Below are 13,181 nucleotides of genomic sequence, written 5' to 3'. Positions count from 1 at the left end.
TAAACAGAGATGATTTTTGGTTCAATCAAGGCAGTTTTTTGAAGCCCTAGCTAACGTTAAGGTAAAAAAAACTAACGCAGAGTGAGACAAAAACCACTCTGCCTGAAAGGTAGCACATAAAAAGATGATCGCAAGGCAAAATTTTGAAGACTTAGTAAACTAAGTCAAAGAATTTTAACGAAGCAAGTGCTCTTTTTATGTGCTATTTACCTATACTAAGATTTTGGAGAAAGGTTCTAAATATGATAATAAGAAAACTTTTTAAATTTGAAAATGCGCATATCGTCAGAGGATGCAGCTCTATCAGATGCAGAAGTTCCATTCATGGACATTCTTACAAGGTCGAAGTTCTGTTTGAGTCGAATTTTTTGGATAACGGACAGATGGTTTATGATTTTGGTTTGATGAAGCAGAACATGAAGTCTCTTGTAGAGAGCTTCGATCATGCCATCACTTTGTGGAGCGGTGATTCCAAAGAGTATCTGGCAGATATGAAAAAACATTCCGCAAGATGGATAGAGCTTCCCGTATCGCCTTCGGCCGAGCAGTTCAGCCGCGTCATATTTGTCATGGTGGATGCTCTTTTGGCGCTTACCCGCAAAGTGAACGGTGAAAAAGAGGTAAAACTTTACAGTATCATCGTACATGAGACCGATACCGGATATGCACAGTGTTTTGAAGATGATGCCTATTCAAACAGCATGGGCGACATAGATCTCAATGACATCATATTCAGCGATGCAGTAAAAGAAGGGTTTGCCGATCCCGATCTTTTTGAAAAGATAAAAAGCAAAAAAACTCTGACAAATCCAAAAAGCGTTTAGCGGGTAACCAGGTCTTTGATCTGGTTGCTTGTGAACTGAAATCTCGTGGGGATGAATTTTACGCTTGATCCCGATTGCAATTCGCTTATGCTCTCATCGACCATGATAAATCCGTTTGCGGTCGACATCGGCGAGACCATCCCCGGCGCGAACTTTTCGTTCGGGGTAAAATCCGAACCGTCGAAATATCCCGGCAGCAGAGTTCTTTTCCCCGGTTTTAATTTGTAATCATCTTTCATCTTCGTTTCGATCGCATTGATATATTTTGCTTCGTTTCCGCTCATCGCCAAAATGGCGGCTTTTGCAAAAAGTTCGAAATTAAGAGTAGCTGCAAGCGGATTTCCCGGAAGATTGAGTATGAATGTATCGCCGATCCGTCCAAAAGTAGTCGGTTTCCCCGGTTTTATGTTCACTTTTTCAAAAATGGTCTCAAAACCAAAATAGGAAAATGCCTCTTTTGTAAAATCCGCGTCTCCGACACTTACGCCTCCCGAAGTTATGATAAGATCGAAGTCAAGTGCCGCTTGTATCATTTCGCGTATGTTCTCCAGAGAGTCTTTTGCGGTTCCGATAAACTGTGCATCACATCCGAGTTCCATGGCGCGCGCTAGAAATGTAGGCGTGTTTGTATTGTAGAGCTGATGCTCTTCAAGTTTTTGCCAGTGCATCTTCAGCTCGCTTCCAGAAGCAAAAAGCGCGATACGCGGCTTGTCGTAGACATTGACATGCGAGATACCCTGAGATGCCAGAAGCGTTATATGGTGTGCGTTTAGATATGTCGATTTTGAGATGATCTTGTCATCTATCTCTATATCTTCTCCCGCGAGCCTTATATGTGCGCCATGCTTTATATTTTTGCTAAACGTCACGCAGCTGCCCTCGACTGTGACATCCTCTATAGGGACGATAGCTTCGCAGCCGGCAGGGATCTTTGCGCCCGTCATTATTTTGTAGACCGTATCGCCGTTTATGATAAACTCATCCTTATCTCCTGCAAAGATCGTATGCAATACTTCCACTGTTTTGCCTTGTATATCGCAATTCACGGCATATCCGTCCATTGCGGAGTTGTCGTAAGGAGGGAGATTATGCGTAGCTATGATGTCTTCTGCTATCACATGGTTAAGTGCGGATTCAAGCGGTAAGATCTTGGTAGTTTTAGGTATGACGTTGTCATAGATAAGTTTCAATGCTTCTTCAACTGATACGGCCATTTTGTAAACATCCTCTGTTTTTAAACATATTATAGTAAAATTCGCTTATGAATTACATGTATAATCTAAGTATAATTTTTCATAACTATAGCGTGATCTCGCTTTTAGTTTTGATCGGGCTTAATTTTGTGTTGCTTTTTAAAGCCGAAGAACTTCTTCCATATAGAAAGAAGATGGCATATATGACGCCGCTTATTGCCATTGTATTGGCTTCGATACTTTTCACCGGGACCATTATGATGGCGTCTAAACATCTGCATTTCACTTTGGCCAATATCGCTATGATAATCATCGGGACCACGTTTATCGTTTTGGAAGTCAAAAGGGTAAAACCTCTGAAGTATTTGAAAAATGTTCCCCATGCCATACCCGCGTACAGGGATTATGCGAAAAAAATAATCTCTGCGGAGCTTATCATCGTCATGATCATAGCCGTTTGGATGTGGATTTGATATACGTAGTCGATGATGACGCAGGACGTGAAAGCCTCAGCATAAAAGGCGAACTTTATAAGTACCTTGTAAAGGTAAGACGCCATAAAGAAGGCGACAGACTGATGTTTCGTTCCGGCGGCGATCTTGCAGTTGCGCATACCTATGTCATTGAATCGATAGACCCAAGAGCTTTGCATGCAAGACTTCTGGGATCGGCTGAAGAAAAGGTCGAAGCATCAAAGATCCTACATGTAGGCTGGTGCGTCATCGATACCAAATCCGTCGAGAAAGTATTGCCGATGCTAAACGAACTCGGCGTAAAAAAGATAAGCTTTATCTACTGTGACCGCTCTCAAAAAAACTTCAAACCCGACTTCAGCCGTTTCAAGCGTATCTTGGAAAGTTCCTCTTCACAATGCGGAAGAACGGATGTTATGGAGTTCGAGACACTCAAAAACATCGGCGAGTTTATCACAAAATATCCCGACAGCGCCGTTTTTGATTTTTGCGATACCGTCTTGAGCGGTGACGAAAAGTTCAAGACTATACTTATCGGAAGCGAAGGCGGTTTTTCCAAAGATGAAAAAGAGATACTTTCTAAACAAAAAGTCTACAGGCTCGACACTCCGATGGTTCTGCGTTCCGAAACGGCAGTTGTTGCCGTCGCGTCTAAGATGTTATTGTAAATAAATCTATTTTTAGGTATAATCCGATTTCAAAAATCCGCCCCCATACGGATTTAAAAAATATATAGATATACGCACGCAAACGTGTATCACAAGGAAAATTGATGAAAAAAGATATCCACCCGGTACTAGTAGATTGTACGGTAACATGTTCATGCGGCAACACGTTCGTGACAAAAAGCCAAAAAAGCGAAATGATTATAGATATCTGTAACGAATGTCACCCGTTCTTTACAGGTTCAGAGCGTATGGTCGATACTGCCGGACGTATTGATAAATTCAAAAAACGTTACAATATGAACTAATCAGGAGTCACTTTTTTGCTGACTCTTGTTCCAACTCCGATTGGAAACATCGGCGATATGACCCTAAGAGCCATGGAGGCTCTTGGGTCTGCCGATACCCTTCTTTGCGAAGACACCCGCGTTACAAAAAAATTACTCCAGATACTCAAAGAACGCTATAATCTTACTTGTAAAGAGAAGCAGGATTTTATTTCGCTTCATTCGCACAATGAACACCGTTTTGTTCAAAACCTCTCACCCGATTTTTTTGAAAAAAACGTTGTTTATGCAAGCGATGCAGGGATGCCCGGTATCAGCGATCCCGGCGCCATGTTGGTTCGCTACTGCATAGAAAATGAGATAGAATACGATGTGCTTCCCGGTGCGAATGCGGTTCTTACCTCTTATGCTGCCAGCGGTTTCAACGAGACTTCGTTTTTATTTTTCGGTTTTTTGCCGCATAAAGGTGCAGACCGCGACAAAGCTTTGCAAAAAGCGCTTTATAACGGCTATACGACCATCTTGTACGAATCTCCGCACAGACTGGAAAAACTTTTGAACGAACTTGCTAAAGAGGTGCCCCAACGAGAGATATTTTTGGCAAAAGAGCTGACGAAAAAGTTTCAAAGATATATGAGAGGGACGGCCGGCGATATGCTTAAAAAACTTGAAGGCAACTTCAAAGGCGAATGGGTTGTTATCGTCGAGGCGGGCGAAGCGGTAAGCTCAAATATAAGCCAAAATGATATACTGGCACTCGATATTCCGATCAAAACGGCATCAAAACTTATCGCCAAGATAACGGGTGAAAATCCAAAGAGCTGTTACAACAGGCTGCTCGAACTACAGAAATCCTCCTCAAACATTGACTAAAAAAATATAATTATTCCGATTTTTTAAGAATTTTTGGCTAAAATGTACGCCATGTTAATTTATGGGAAACAGCCGGTATATTATATACTGCAAAATCATCCTCACCTTGTAAGCAAACTGTACCTTGCAAAGGATATAGATAAGAAAGATTACTCAAAACTGATGAAGTCCGGTTTTGAGGTCAAACGCATTCCGTCCGATGCCGCTGACAAGATGTGCAAAAGCTCGAACCATCAAGGCTTTTTAGCCGAGATAGAGGATTTTGAGTATACGCCTTTGAAATCTTTTTTAGATAAAGATTTTGTAGTCGTTTTGGCATCGATCACCGATGTCGGAAATATCGGTGCAATTGTAAGAAGCGCCTATGCTTTTGGCGTTGAGGGTGTTATTGCCACGGGGATTAAACAGCTGAGTATGGAACCTGTCATGAGAAGCTCTACGGGGGCTTTATCGGATATGCCGTTTGCTCTTGTCTCAAATATCTATGATGTCATAAACGATCTGAAGACATCAGGATTTACGATCTACGGCGCCGTCATGGACGGAGAAGACATACGTGATGTGAAGCCTTCTAAAAAACGTGCGATCATACTCGGGAGCGAATCTGCGGGAATACCTCCCAAAGCGGAAAGCCGTCTCGATAAAAAGATCTCCATAAAAATGGAGAATGGATTTGATTCTTTAAATGTTAGTGTTGCGGGAGCTATTTTGATGGATAGGATGCGTGTATGAATGAAGATTTTGAAAAGTTAAAGGCAATAGGTGCACAGAAGATATATGAAAAGACTCATATAGCTCGTAAAAATGTGGAGTATATTCTCACGAAATCATTTGACAAGATTCCAAAGATCCAGTTTCGCGGGTTTATCTCTATCTTGGAACGCGAATATCATCTGGACCTGAGCGAACTTTTGGATGAATATGAACAGCAGCATACCTCTGATGAACAAGATCCGCTTGAACCTACGATAGATAAAAAAGAGAAGAGCAAACCCGATAAAAAACTGATTATTTTGATTCTGATAGCTATGCTTGCGGTCGGATATTTTCTGATATCGAACATATTAAACGATAACACGGAAGATCTGGAGCTGAACAACTCTCAGATAGAATCCGCAAAAGTACATCTGGACCTAAACACCACGGAAAAAAACGTTACGGTCGTACCGGCGGACACCAGTGTGATCCATGATCAAAACGTGACCGATAAAAACGATACGAAAGAGAGTCTTGCGGCGACAAGACTTGAGATACTGACTAAAAGATCGCTGTGGGTCGGTTATATAGATATGAGCGATTTTAAAAAGAAACAGATCATTATTCAGAACAATCTCGAACTGGACCCTTCAAAAAACTATCTGCTGGTCTTTGGTCACGGGATGCTAAAGATAGATCTGGGTATAGAGCTTAAAGAGTATCATGATGCGAATAAAAAATATTTCAAATTTGAAGACGGCGAGCTGACGGAACTTACAAAAAAAGAGTTTAAAAAATTGAACAAAGGGAATACTTGGTAAAGTTTGTTTTTGTAACTTTATTGGCGTGTTTCTCTCTTTTTGCTGCAAATCAGGATAACAACCAAACGCTTTCTATTGACACCAAGATAGAATCGATACTTGGCAGCAAGACCTATAACGCCAACAAAGATTTCATAAATATTATCTTTGAGCCGAAAAGTGCCTACTACAACGACAACAGACTCGATATCGTAAAGGTCGTCCAAACGCTAAAAGACAACGGACTGTTAAACCTTTTTTTTAATAAACCCCAAACCATAACGATGAACTTTTCGACAGACGGTTCACCGATATTTTTTGTAAAGCTTTTAGAAGATACGCTCCGTTCGATCGGCTACTACAGGTATATAACGAAAGAATCGCATATGAACCCTTCGGAGTTCGTATGGAGCATAGAACTCACGAGCGAATATGCGATCGACCCTACGATATTCAGAAAAGAGCTGAACAAGCGCGGATGCGATATTGTCGATATCTCAACGCAAAATCCGGCTTCATGGAGTTATCAGATCGATATGAAAAATGCGCATCTCAATGTCCTTAAGCTTACATCCACGGATATCATAAATCTGGAACGTTCCATTTATGAAAAATGGCTTGACGTTTCGGCGATAAAAAAGATAGTGATAAGTTCGAACTACGGTAACAGCTGGTATCCTTACATCTCGTTTTACGACAGATCCCTGCGTATCCTCAAGGTTAACAAAACGGACAGTAAAACGACGAGACTGAGCGTAGATATCCCCGCAGATACCGTATATATCAAAATAAGCGATCTCTACACACTCAAAAATATAAAAAACGGCCTCAATATAGAAGCGATAGGTTCTAGATAAATACGTGAATATTTATGTTAAAATTCCACAATTTATTTAGGCAGGTAGACCGATGTTTGATGAAATAAAATTTGATAGAATGGAAAGACTTCCGAAGTATGTTTTTGCGGAGGTCAATGAACTTAAAATGAAAGAGCGCCGCGCAGGCGCGGACGTCATCGATTTCAGTATGGGAAATCCGGACGGCGATACTCCTTTGCACATTAGAGAAAAACTTATCGAATCTGCCAAAAAAACAAAGACGCATGGGTATTCGACGTCAAAAGGCATCCCTAAACTTCTTCAAGCGATAGCCGACTGGTATAAACGCCGTTACGGCGTCGATCTTGATCCTCAAACAGAGTGTGTCGCTACGATGGGAAGCAAAGAGGGGTACGCTCATCTGGCGTATGCTATTACGAATCCCGGCGATGTCGCCGTCGTTCCGGATCCGACCTATCCGATCCACTCCTACGCTTTTATATTGGCGGGAGGAAACGTCGTTAAGTTCGGTCTTTCGTTCGATGAGGATTATAAGATCGATGAGGACAAGTTTTTCGAAGATCTCGAACGTGTCTTTAAAGAGAACTCTCCGAGACCGAAATATGTGCTTGTAAATTTCCCGCACAATCCGACGACTGCGACGGTCACGCAGGATTTTTACGTAAGACTGGTCAATATGGCAAAAAAAGAGAGATTTTATGTGATCTCAGATATCGCTTACGGAGATATCACGTTTGACGGTTACGTTACCCCGTCTATTATGAGCGTTCCGGGCGCAAAAGATGTAGCCGTCGAATCGTTTACGCTCTCTAAAAGCTATAATATGGCAGGATGGCGTGTAGGTTTCTTTGTAGGGAACAAAAAACTCATAGGAGCGCTTCAAAAAATAAAATCATGGCTTGACTACGGTATGTTTACGCCTATACAAGTTGCCGCAACTATCGCTTTAAACGGCGATCAGCAGTGTGTTAAAGAGATCACCGATAAATACGATCATCGTCAAAATGTCCTGCTTGATGCGTTTAATAAAGCGGGATGGCCGATGAGAAGAAATCAGGCGAGTATGTTTGTATGGGCAAAGATTCCGGAGTGTGCTATAGATCTGGGATCTTTGGAGTTTTCGAAAAAACTGCTTCGCGAAGCGCACGTGGCAGTTGCTCCGGGGATCGGATTTGGTGAATACGGCGAGGGATATGTCCGTATTGCGCTGATCGAAAATGATAAGCGTATCCGTCAGGCCGCAAAAAATATCAAGGTGTTTTTAAAACAGTTTGAAGAATCTAAGGATAAATAGTGATTACAGTAGGGATTATTGGTGTCGGAACAGTAGGAACGTCAGTAGTAAATATCTTAAAAGACAATCAAGAGATCATCTCGGCGCGTGCGGGTGACGAGATAAAAGTAAAAAGCGGGGTGGTCAGGAATCTTGCCAAGCACAGAGGTCTTGATATCATTTTGACAGACAATGCCCGTGATGTATTGGAAGATCCGGAGATAGATATCGTCGTCGAATTGATGGGCGGCGTTGACGATGCATTTGTAGTGGTAAAGCGCGCTTTAGAAAACGGTAAGGCAGTGGTCACTGCAAACAAAGCACTTTTAGCGTACCATCGTTACGAACTCCAGGATATGGCGGGTGATCTTCCGTTTGAATATGAAGCGAGTGTCGCAGGAGGTATCCCTATCATTAACGCTCTTCGCGACGGTCTTTCTGCGAACCATATCAAATCAATCATGGGCATAATGAACGGCACTTGTAACTATATGCTGACCAAGATGATAAATGAAGGCGTGGCTTTTGACGTTATTCTTAAAGAAGCCCAGGAACTGGGATATGCCGAAGCAGATCCTACTTTTGATATCGGTGGATTCGATGCGGCTCATAAACTTCTCATTCTTGCCAGTATCGCATACGGTATCGATGCAAAACCCGAAGATATCCTTATCGAAGGGATTCAGGAGATCACGCAAGACGATATCGCATTTGCAAAAGAGTTCGGCTACAGTGTGAAACTGCTTGGTATCGCAAAGCGTGTCAATAACGAAGTCGAACTCCGTGTGCATGCGGCGCTGATAGACAACACCGAAATGATCGCCAAGATAGACGGCGTCATGAACGGCATCAGCGTCGTAGGCGATAAAGTCGGAGAAACGCTTTACTACGGACCGGGTGCGGGCGGAGACGCAACTGCAAGCGCGGTCATAGCAAATATCATAGATATCGCCAGAAGCGGAAAAAGCAAGCCGATGCTCGGGTTTGACAAACCGCTGGAAAGAGGGTTGAAGCTAAAGCCTGCCGGCGATATCGAATCCAAATACTATCTTCGCATCAATGTCTCTGACAAAGCGGGAGTTTTGGCAAAACTGACAAATATCTTTGCAAACAACGAGATATCTATCGAAACGATTTTACAGCGCCCATCGCGTGAGGGAAGCGCGAATCTTCTTATCTCGACACACATGGCCGTCGAAAAAGATATACAAAACATGATCAAGAGCATAGAGGTTCTTGATTTTGTGAACTCAAAACCGGTTATGATCCGTATCGTATAAGTGAAGATACTCATAACAGGCGCAAGCAGCGGCATCGGTGCTGCGCTGGCGCACCGCTACGCAAAAGATGGCAACCACCTTATCCTGCTCTCCAGAGATAAAAACAGACTTCAAGACCTTCAACGCTCCCTGTCATGCAAAACCGATATCATAGATATAGATATATGTGATTTCGAGCTTTTGCAAAAAAGGATAAAAGAGATAGATTCGATCGATATGGTCATACTCAATGCCGGGATCTCTATAGGACACTCCCTTGAAATCACCCCGTTTGATGATTTTAAAAAACTCTACGATACGAATCTTCTTTCTTATCATGCCCTCCTTGAACCGCTTCTGCCGAAATTTAAAGAGAAAAAGAGCGGTACTATCGTGTTTATCTCCTCTCTTGCCTCGCTTATCACGATGCCCAGCTCCGTGGCTTACAGCTCTTCAAAAAGAGCCCTCAACGCGTATGCAGAGGGGATAAGATATAAATATAAGCCGCATGGGATCAATGTCGTCAATATCCTGCCCGGATTTATAGATACGCCGCTTACGCAAAAGAATGATTTTTCTATGCCGTTTTTGATGAGTTTGGAAGAGGGAAGCAAAAGGATAGAAAAAGCGATAGAAAAGAGAAAAAGGATCTACGCTTTTCCTCTTAGATTTTATTTAATCATAAAAACTCTCGGTCTGCTTCCACAGTTTTTAAGAGAAAGAATTGTAAACTCCCTATATAAATAATACAGGATCGTTCGTAATGGAAAATGTTGAAACTATAGACAGTGTGTGTACATACTGCGGGGTCGGATGTGATATAGCAGCGAATGTAAAAGATAACAAGATACAAAAGATTTTTGCTCATCCCGACGGTGTTGTTTCACAAGGAAAACTGTGCATCAAAGGAAAGTACGGCTTTGATTTCATAGAAGCGCAGGACAGGCTGCAGACTCCACGTATCCGTAAATCTTTTCTAGAAAAGAACCCGTATATAAAAGAGAGCATCGTTTCGACTCTGATCGATCTTGACGATATATGGTATGAGACCACGCTTGAGAGCGCGACTACCGCGGCGGCAATGAAACTTCAGGATATCCAGACGAAATACGGTGAAAAAAGCGTCTGCTCCATCGGCGGAGCAAGGACGTCATGCGAAAGCTCATACTTTTTTCAAAAGTTTACGCGTCATACTCTGAACTCTCCGCATGTGGACAACTGTGCGAGAGTCTGCCACAGCCCGAGTCTAAAAGGGATGAGAACTACCATAGGCGAAGGTGCTGCGACAAACCCGTACAACGATATCTATAACTGTGAATTTATGATCGTCATCGGTTCGAATACGACCGAAGCTCATCCTATCATCGCAAACCGCATCGTCGATATGGCGCAAAAACATGACAACCTGGCGGTATTTGACGTCAGAGAGATCAAACTTCACAGATTCTCTAAATATAAAGCGATTATCCCGCATGAAGCAAATCTTTTAGTTTTGAACATGCTTGCTTATACGATCATCGACGAGGAACTTTATCATGAGAGTTTCATCGCCGACAGGACAAAAGGATTTGCCGAGTTTAAAGAGAAGATATTAAACGATCCGTATGCAAATCCGAAATACTTCGAAGAGATAGAGGGATATGAATATCTCTCAAAGATGATACCGAAGATAGCTCGCGAGTATGCGCTTAAAAAATCGATGATCTTCTGGGGGCTTGGAGTTACCGAACATCTGGACGGCTCATATGCGGTCATGGCCATAACGCATCTGGCGTTAATGACTGGAAATGTAGGCAAAGAGGGTGCCGGGCTTATGCCTTTAAGGGGGCAGAATAATGTTCAAGGAGCCTGCGACATGGGTATGCTTCCATATTATGCGCCCGACTATCAGGAACCAAAAGAGATCGGACTGATGACCCCTCAGCTGGTCGATGAGATGCTTCAAGACCGCATAAAAGCGGTGCTTAACGTGGGAGAGGATATCACGCATATCCATCCGAATCTCAATAAAATAGATAAAGCCTTTGAACGGCTGGAGCTTCTTTTTGTGCAGGAACTTTTTATGACCGATGTCGCTTCCCGTGCGGATATCGTCGTAGGGGTGAAGTCGGCGTACGAGAAGACCGGAGTCTACGTTAACGCGATGAGAAGACTGCACCTTTCACAGCCGCTTGTAAAATCGGATCTGCCTGACGACTGGGAAGTGCTGCAGATTCTTGACAACAAGATGGGCGGAAATGCAAACTATGCAAGTTCAAAAGATGTCTGGGACGAAGTAAGAGAGGTCGCTTACCACCGCTTCAGCGGCGCTTCTTACGTAAGGCTCGAGCGTCACAGAAAAAGAGGGCTTCAATGGCCGGTTCACACCGAAGACACGCCTATTTTACATCAGCTTGACTTTAGAACCGAAGACGGGCTGGGAGAGTTTCATTACCATCAGTATAAACTAAGAGGAATGATAGAAGAGATTGTCAATAAAGAACTCACGGGATACCATTTCACCACGGGACGCACGATTGCCCAATACAACAATGCCTCTCAGACTTCGCGCAGTGAAAAACTGAACAAACGCTATGATGAAGATATTCTGCTTGTGCATGAGGGAGACAGAGGTGATTTTACGACGGAAAAAGTCATACTGAGATCTGAATTTGGAGAGACTACCCCTTTAAGCGTGCAGTTTACGGAAAAAATACAGCCGAAGACGCTTTTTTGTACTTTCCATCATGCAAAATCGAAGATAAACTCTCTTTTTGGAGACAAAAGCGACGAGCTTATTTTAACGGCGGCTTTTAAATCCGTAAAAGTAGAGATACTTCCTGTGCAATGAGCAGAGCAAAAGGCGATGCTGCGGAGAGCAGGGCCTGTGAATATCTCTCTACTAACGGGTATACGATAGTGCAGAGGAATTTTTACAGCAGGTTCGGTGAGATAGATATCATAGCTTTTAAGGATGAAGTTCTGCATTTCGTAGAAGTGAAAAGCGGTGAAGAGTATGAATCCGCAGTACAAAACATCACGCCTCAGAAGATGAGTAGAGTTTTGAGAACGGCAGACGTTTATATAAAGAAAAATGCACTTGAGTGTGCTTATGTGTACGATGCAATCATCGTCACGCCCGCCTCGATCGATATGATCGAAAACATCACCTTTTAAAATAGTATCTTAAAGAGTAAATAAATCCGTCTTGATATCCGTAGTAGCCGAGTTTGTTCAGTGCGTAACGGTACTGCAGCCCCGCTTTTACTCTTTTTGTCATATGCCACCAAAGTTCAAAAGAGCCTTGAATGCCGTAAGATTCTCCGTCTCCTGTGCGTGAACCGTCGGCTGCAAGGTAGTGTTTTTTATCTCTTGCGAACTCTTGCTCATGCCATTGAAAGATGGTAAATTTTTCCTTGTGCATCGTAAAATCATAGTTTAATATCCAGCCGAACATATAGCCGTTAAAACCGCTGTAATAGGTGCTTTCCTGATAGTGCGGAGCCAAAAAAGGCTGAAAGAGCAGATCCTCTTTTACCATTTTATACGAGATACCGGCGATGAGGTTTGAGATATGGTAATCTTTTGAATAAAGGTTGAAATCCTGAGAATATATATACCAGTTACTGTGAAAAAGCCTGATATCCATTGCGGGTTTGAAAGCGTATCTTCTGTTGTCTTGAGGTGTATTGTCATATCCTCTTGAAGGGTTTTCTATGTCAAAATAGCCATAGACGTCTCCCCACTCAAATCCGGCTCCGCCTTCTAGCTCCAGATAGGCAAAATCTCTTTGCGGCGAGCTTTTTTCTGTGCTTTTCGTCCAATCAAGATAGTTAGCGCTGACGTTTAAAAAAGAGTAGTTTGTTTTCAAAAGAGAATCGTCGGCAAAAAGAGAGGAACAGGTCAAAAATACTACTAAAAAAGCAAAGATCATTTTTTTATATTTTTTCAAATTATGCATTACTAAAGCAGCCTTTGTTTTTTGGTTCGAGGATGATATCATATGATATCTTTAAAGTC

15 protein-coding genes are annotated in these 13,181 nt (G+C 42.6%); 13 read left to right on the top strand and 2 right to left on the bottom strand.

Features of this window, described 5'->3' with window-relative positions; all coding sequences use genetic code 11:
- The first annotated feature begins 242 nt into the window (after positions 1–242).
- Positions 243–824, top strand: coding sequence for a 6-carboxytetrahydropterin synthase (locus WCY03_RS10230; protein WP_345992662.1), 582 nt, complete (start codon positions 243–245; stop codon positions 822–824).
- Here the strand turns inward: WCY03_RS10230 and glp are convergent.
- Complete coding sequence (gene glp / locus WCY03_RS10225; protein ID WP_345992660.1) at positions 821–2,038, bottom strand: gephyrin-like molybdotransferase Glp; 1,218 nt, start codon at positions 2,036–2,038, stop codon at positions 821–823. The genes WCY03_RS10230 and glp overlap by 4 nt on opposite strands.
- A 47-nt stretch (positions 2,039–2,085) precedes the next feature.
- Here glp and WCY03_RS10220 point away from each other — a divergent pair, with 47 nt between their 5' ends.
- From WCY03_RS10220 to WCY03_RS10165, 12 genes are all read left to right on the top strand, one after another.
- Positions 2,086–2,490 (top strand): hypothetical protein, encoded by a 405-nt coding sequence (locus WCY03_RS10220; protein ID WP_345992658.1) that lies wholly within the window; start codon positions 2,086–2,088, stop codon positions 2,488–2,490.
- A complete protein-coding gene (locus tag WCY03_RS10215) occupies positions 2,481–3,158 on the top strand; it encodes a 16S rRNA (uracil(1498)-N(3))-methyltransferase (protein ID WP_345992656.1) in 678 nt (225 codons plus the stop codon). The genes WCY03_RS10220 and WCY03_RS10215 overlap by 10 nt, the downstream gene beginning before the upstream one ends.
- A 104-nt stretch (positions 3,159–3,262) precedes the next feature.
- Positions 3,263–3,463 carry a 50S ribosomal protein L31 gene (gene rpmE, locus WCY03_RS10210; RefSeq protein WP_345992655.1) on the top strand — a complete coding sequence of 67 codons (201 nt, stop codon included), beginning with the start codon at positions 3,263–3,265 and terminating at the stop codon, positions 3,461–3,463.
- 15 nt (positions 3,464–3,478) lie between these two features.
- A complete protein-coding gene (gene rsmI, locus WCY03_RS10205; protein WP_345992652.1) occupies positions 3,479–4,315 on the top strand; it encodes a 16S rRNA (cytidine(1402)-2'-O)-methyltransferase in 837 nt (278 codons plus the stop codon).
- A gap of 51 nt (positions 4,316–4,366) precedes the next feature.
- Positions 4,367–5,047: a 23S rRNA (guanosine(2251)-2'-O)-methyltransferase RlmB gene (gene rlmB, locus WCY03_RS10200; protein ID WP_345992650.1), complete on the top strand. Its 681-nt coding sequence runs from the start codon at positions 4,367–4,369 to the stop codon at positions 5,045–5,047.
- A complete protein-coding gene (locus WCY03_RS10195) occupies positions 5,044–5,832 on the top strand; it encodes a hypothetical protein (protein WP_345992648.1) in 789 nt (262 codons plus the stop codon). The genes rlmB and WCY03_RS10195 overlap by 4 nt, the downstream gene beginning before the upstream one ends.
- Entirely contained in the window at positions 5,826–6,668 is an 843-nt protein-coding gene (locus tag WCY03_RS10190) for a hypothetical protein (RefSeq protein WP_345992646.1), read from the top strand. Before WCY03_RS10195 ends, WCY03_RS10190 begins: the two co-directional genes overlap by 7 nt.
- A 52-nt stretch (positions 6,669–6,720) precedes the next feature.
- The gene (locus tag WCY03_RS10185; protein WP_345992644.1) at positions 6,721–7,944 is read left to right on the top strand and encodes an LL-diaminopimelate aminotransferase; all 1,224 of its coding nucleotides are present in this window, start codon (positions 6,721–6,723) and stop codon (positions 7,942–7,944) included.
- Positions 7,944–9,203, top strand: coding sequence for a homoserine dehydrogenase (locus WCY03_RS10180; RefSeq protein WP_345992642.1), 1,260 nt, complete (start codon positions 7,944–7,946; stop codon positions 9,201–9,203). The genes WCY03_RS10185 and WCY03_RS10180 overlap by 1 nt, the downstream gene beginning before the upstream one ends.
- Positions 9,204–9,929 carry an SDR family NAD(P)-dependent oxidoreductase gene (locus WCY03_RS10175; protein ID WP_345992640.1) on the top strand — a complete coding sequence of 242 codons (726 nt, stop codon included), beginning with the start codon at positions 9,204–9,206 and terminating at the stop codon, positions 9,927–9,929.
- 16 nt (positions 9,930–9,945) lie between these two features.
- Positions 9,946–12,012: a molybdopterin-dependent oxidoreductase gene (locus tag WCY03_RS10170; protein WP_345992638.1), complete on the top strand. Its 2,067-nt coding sequence runs from the start codon at positions 9,946–9,948 to the stop codon at positions 12,010–12,012.
- On the top strand, positions 12,009–12,338 hold the full coding sequence (locus WCY03_RS10165) for a YraN family protein (protein ID WP_345992636.1): 330 nt from the start codon (positions 12,009–12,011) through the stop codon (positions 12,336–12,338). The genes WCY03_RS10170 and WCY03_RS10165 overlap by 4 nt, the downstream gene beginning before the upstream one ends.
- Here WCY03_RS10165 and WCY03_RS10160 read toward each other — a convergent pair.
- Positions 12,328–13,122 (bottom strand): outer membrane protein OmpK, encoded by a 795-nt coding sequence (locus WCY03_RS10160; protein WP_345992634.1) that lies wholly within the window; start codon positions 13,120–13,122, stop codon positions 12,328–12,330. The genes WCY03_RS10165 and WCY03_RS10160 overlap by 11 nt on opposite strands.
- Positions 13,123–13,181: the final 59 nt, after the last annotated feature.

The organism is Sulfurimonas sp. HSL-1716 (assembly GCF_039645975.1).
In the GTDB taxonomy this organism is placed as follows: domain Bacteria; phylum Campylobacterota; class Campylobacteria; order Campylobacterales; family Sulfurimonadaceae; genus Hydrocurvibacter; species Hydrocurvibacter sulfurireducens.
This window is presented reverse-complemented; position numbering and strand designations above follow the sequence as displayed.

What these genes read in the sequence shown, in the direction of transcription:
- WCY03_RS10230 (WP_345992662.1), top strand. Translation starts at nt 243, where the DNA reads ATGATAATAAGAAAACTTTTTAAATTTGAAAATGCGCATATCGTCAGA.
- glp (WP_345992660.1), bottom strand. Translation starts at nt 2,038, where the DNA reads ATGGCCGTATCAGTTGAAGAAGCATTGAAACTTATCTATGACAACGTC.
- WCY03_RS10220 (WP_345992658.1), top strand. Translation starts at nt 2,086, where the DNA reads ATGAATTACATGTATAATCTAAGTATAATTTTTCATAACTATAGCGTG.
- rpmE (WP_345992655.1), top strand. Translation starts at nt 3,263, where the DNA reads ATGAAAAAAGATATCCACCCGGTACTAGTAGATTGTACGGTAACATGT.
- rlmB (WP_345992650.1), top strand. Translation starts at nt 4,367, where the DNA reads ATGTTAATTTATGGGAAACAGCCGGTATATTATATACTGCAAAATCAT.
- WCY03_RS10195 (WP_345992648.1), top strand. Translation starts at nt 5,044, where the DNA reads ATGAATGAAGATTTTGAAAAGTTAAAGGCAATAGGTGCACAGAAGATA.
- WCY03_RS10185 (WP_345992644.1), top strand. Translation starts at nt 6,721, where the DNA reads ATGTTTGATGAAATAAAATTTGATAGAATGGAAAGACTTCCGAAGTAT.
- WCY03_RS10170 (WP_345992638.1), top strand. Translation starts at nt 9,946, where the DNA reads ATGGAAAATGTTGAAACTATAGACAGTGTGTGTACATACTGCGGGGTC.
- WCY03_RS10165 (WP_345992636.1), top strand. Translation starts at nt 12,009, where the DNA reads ATGAGCAGAGCAAAAGGCGATGCTGCGGAGAGCAGGGCCTGTGAATAT.
- WCY03_RS10160 (WP_345992634.1), bottom strand. Translation starts at nt 13,122, where the DNA reads ATGCATAATTTGAAAAAATATAAAAAAATGATCTTTGCTTTTTTAGTA.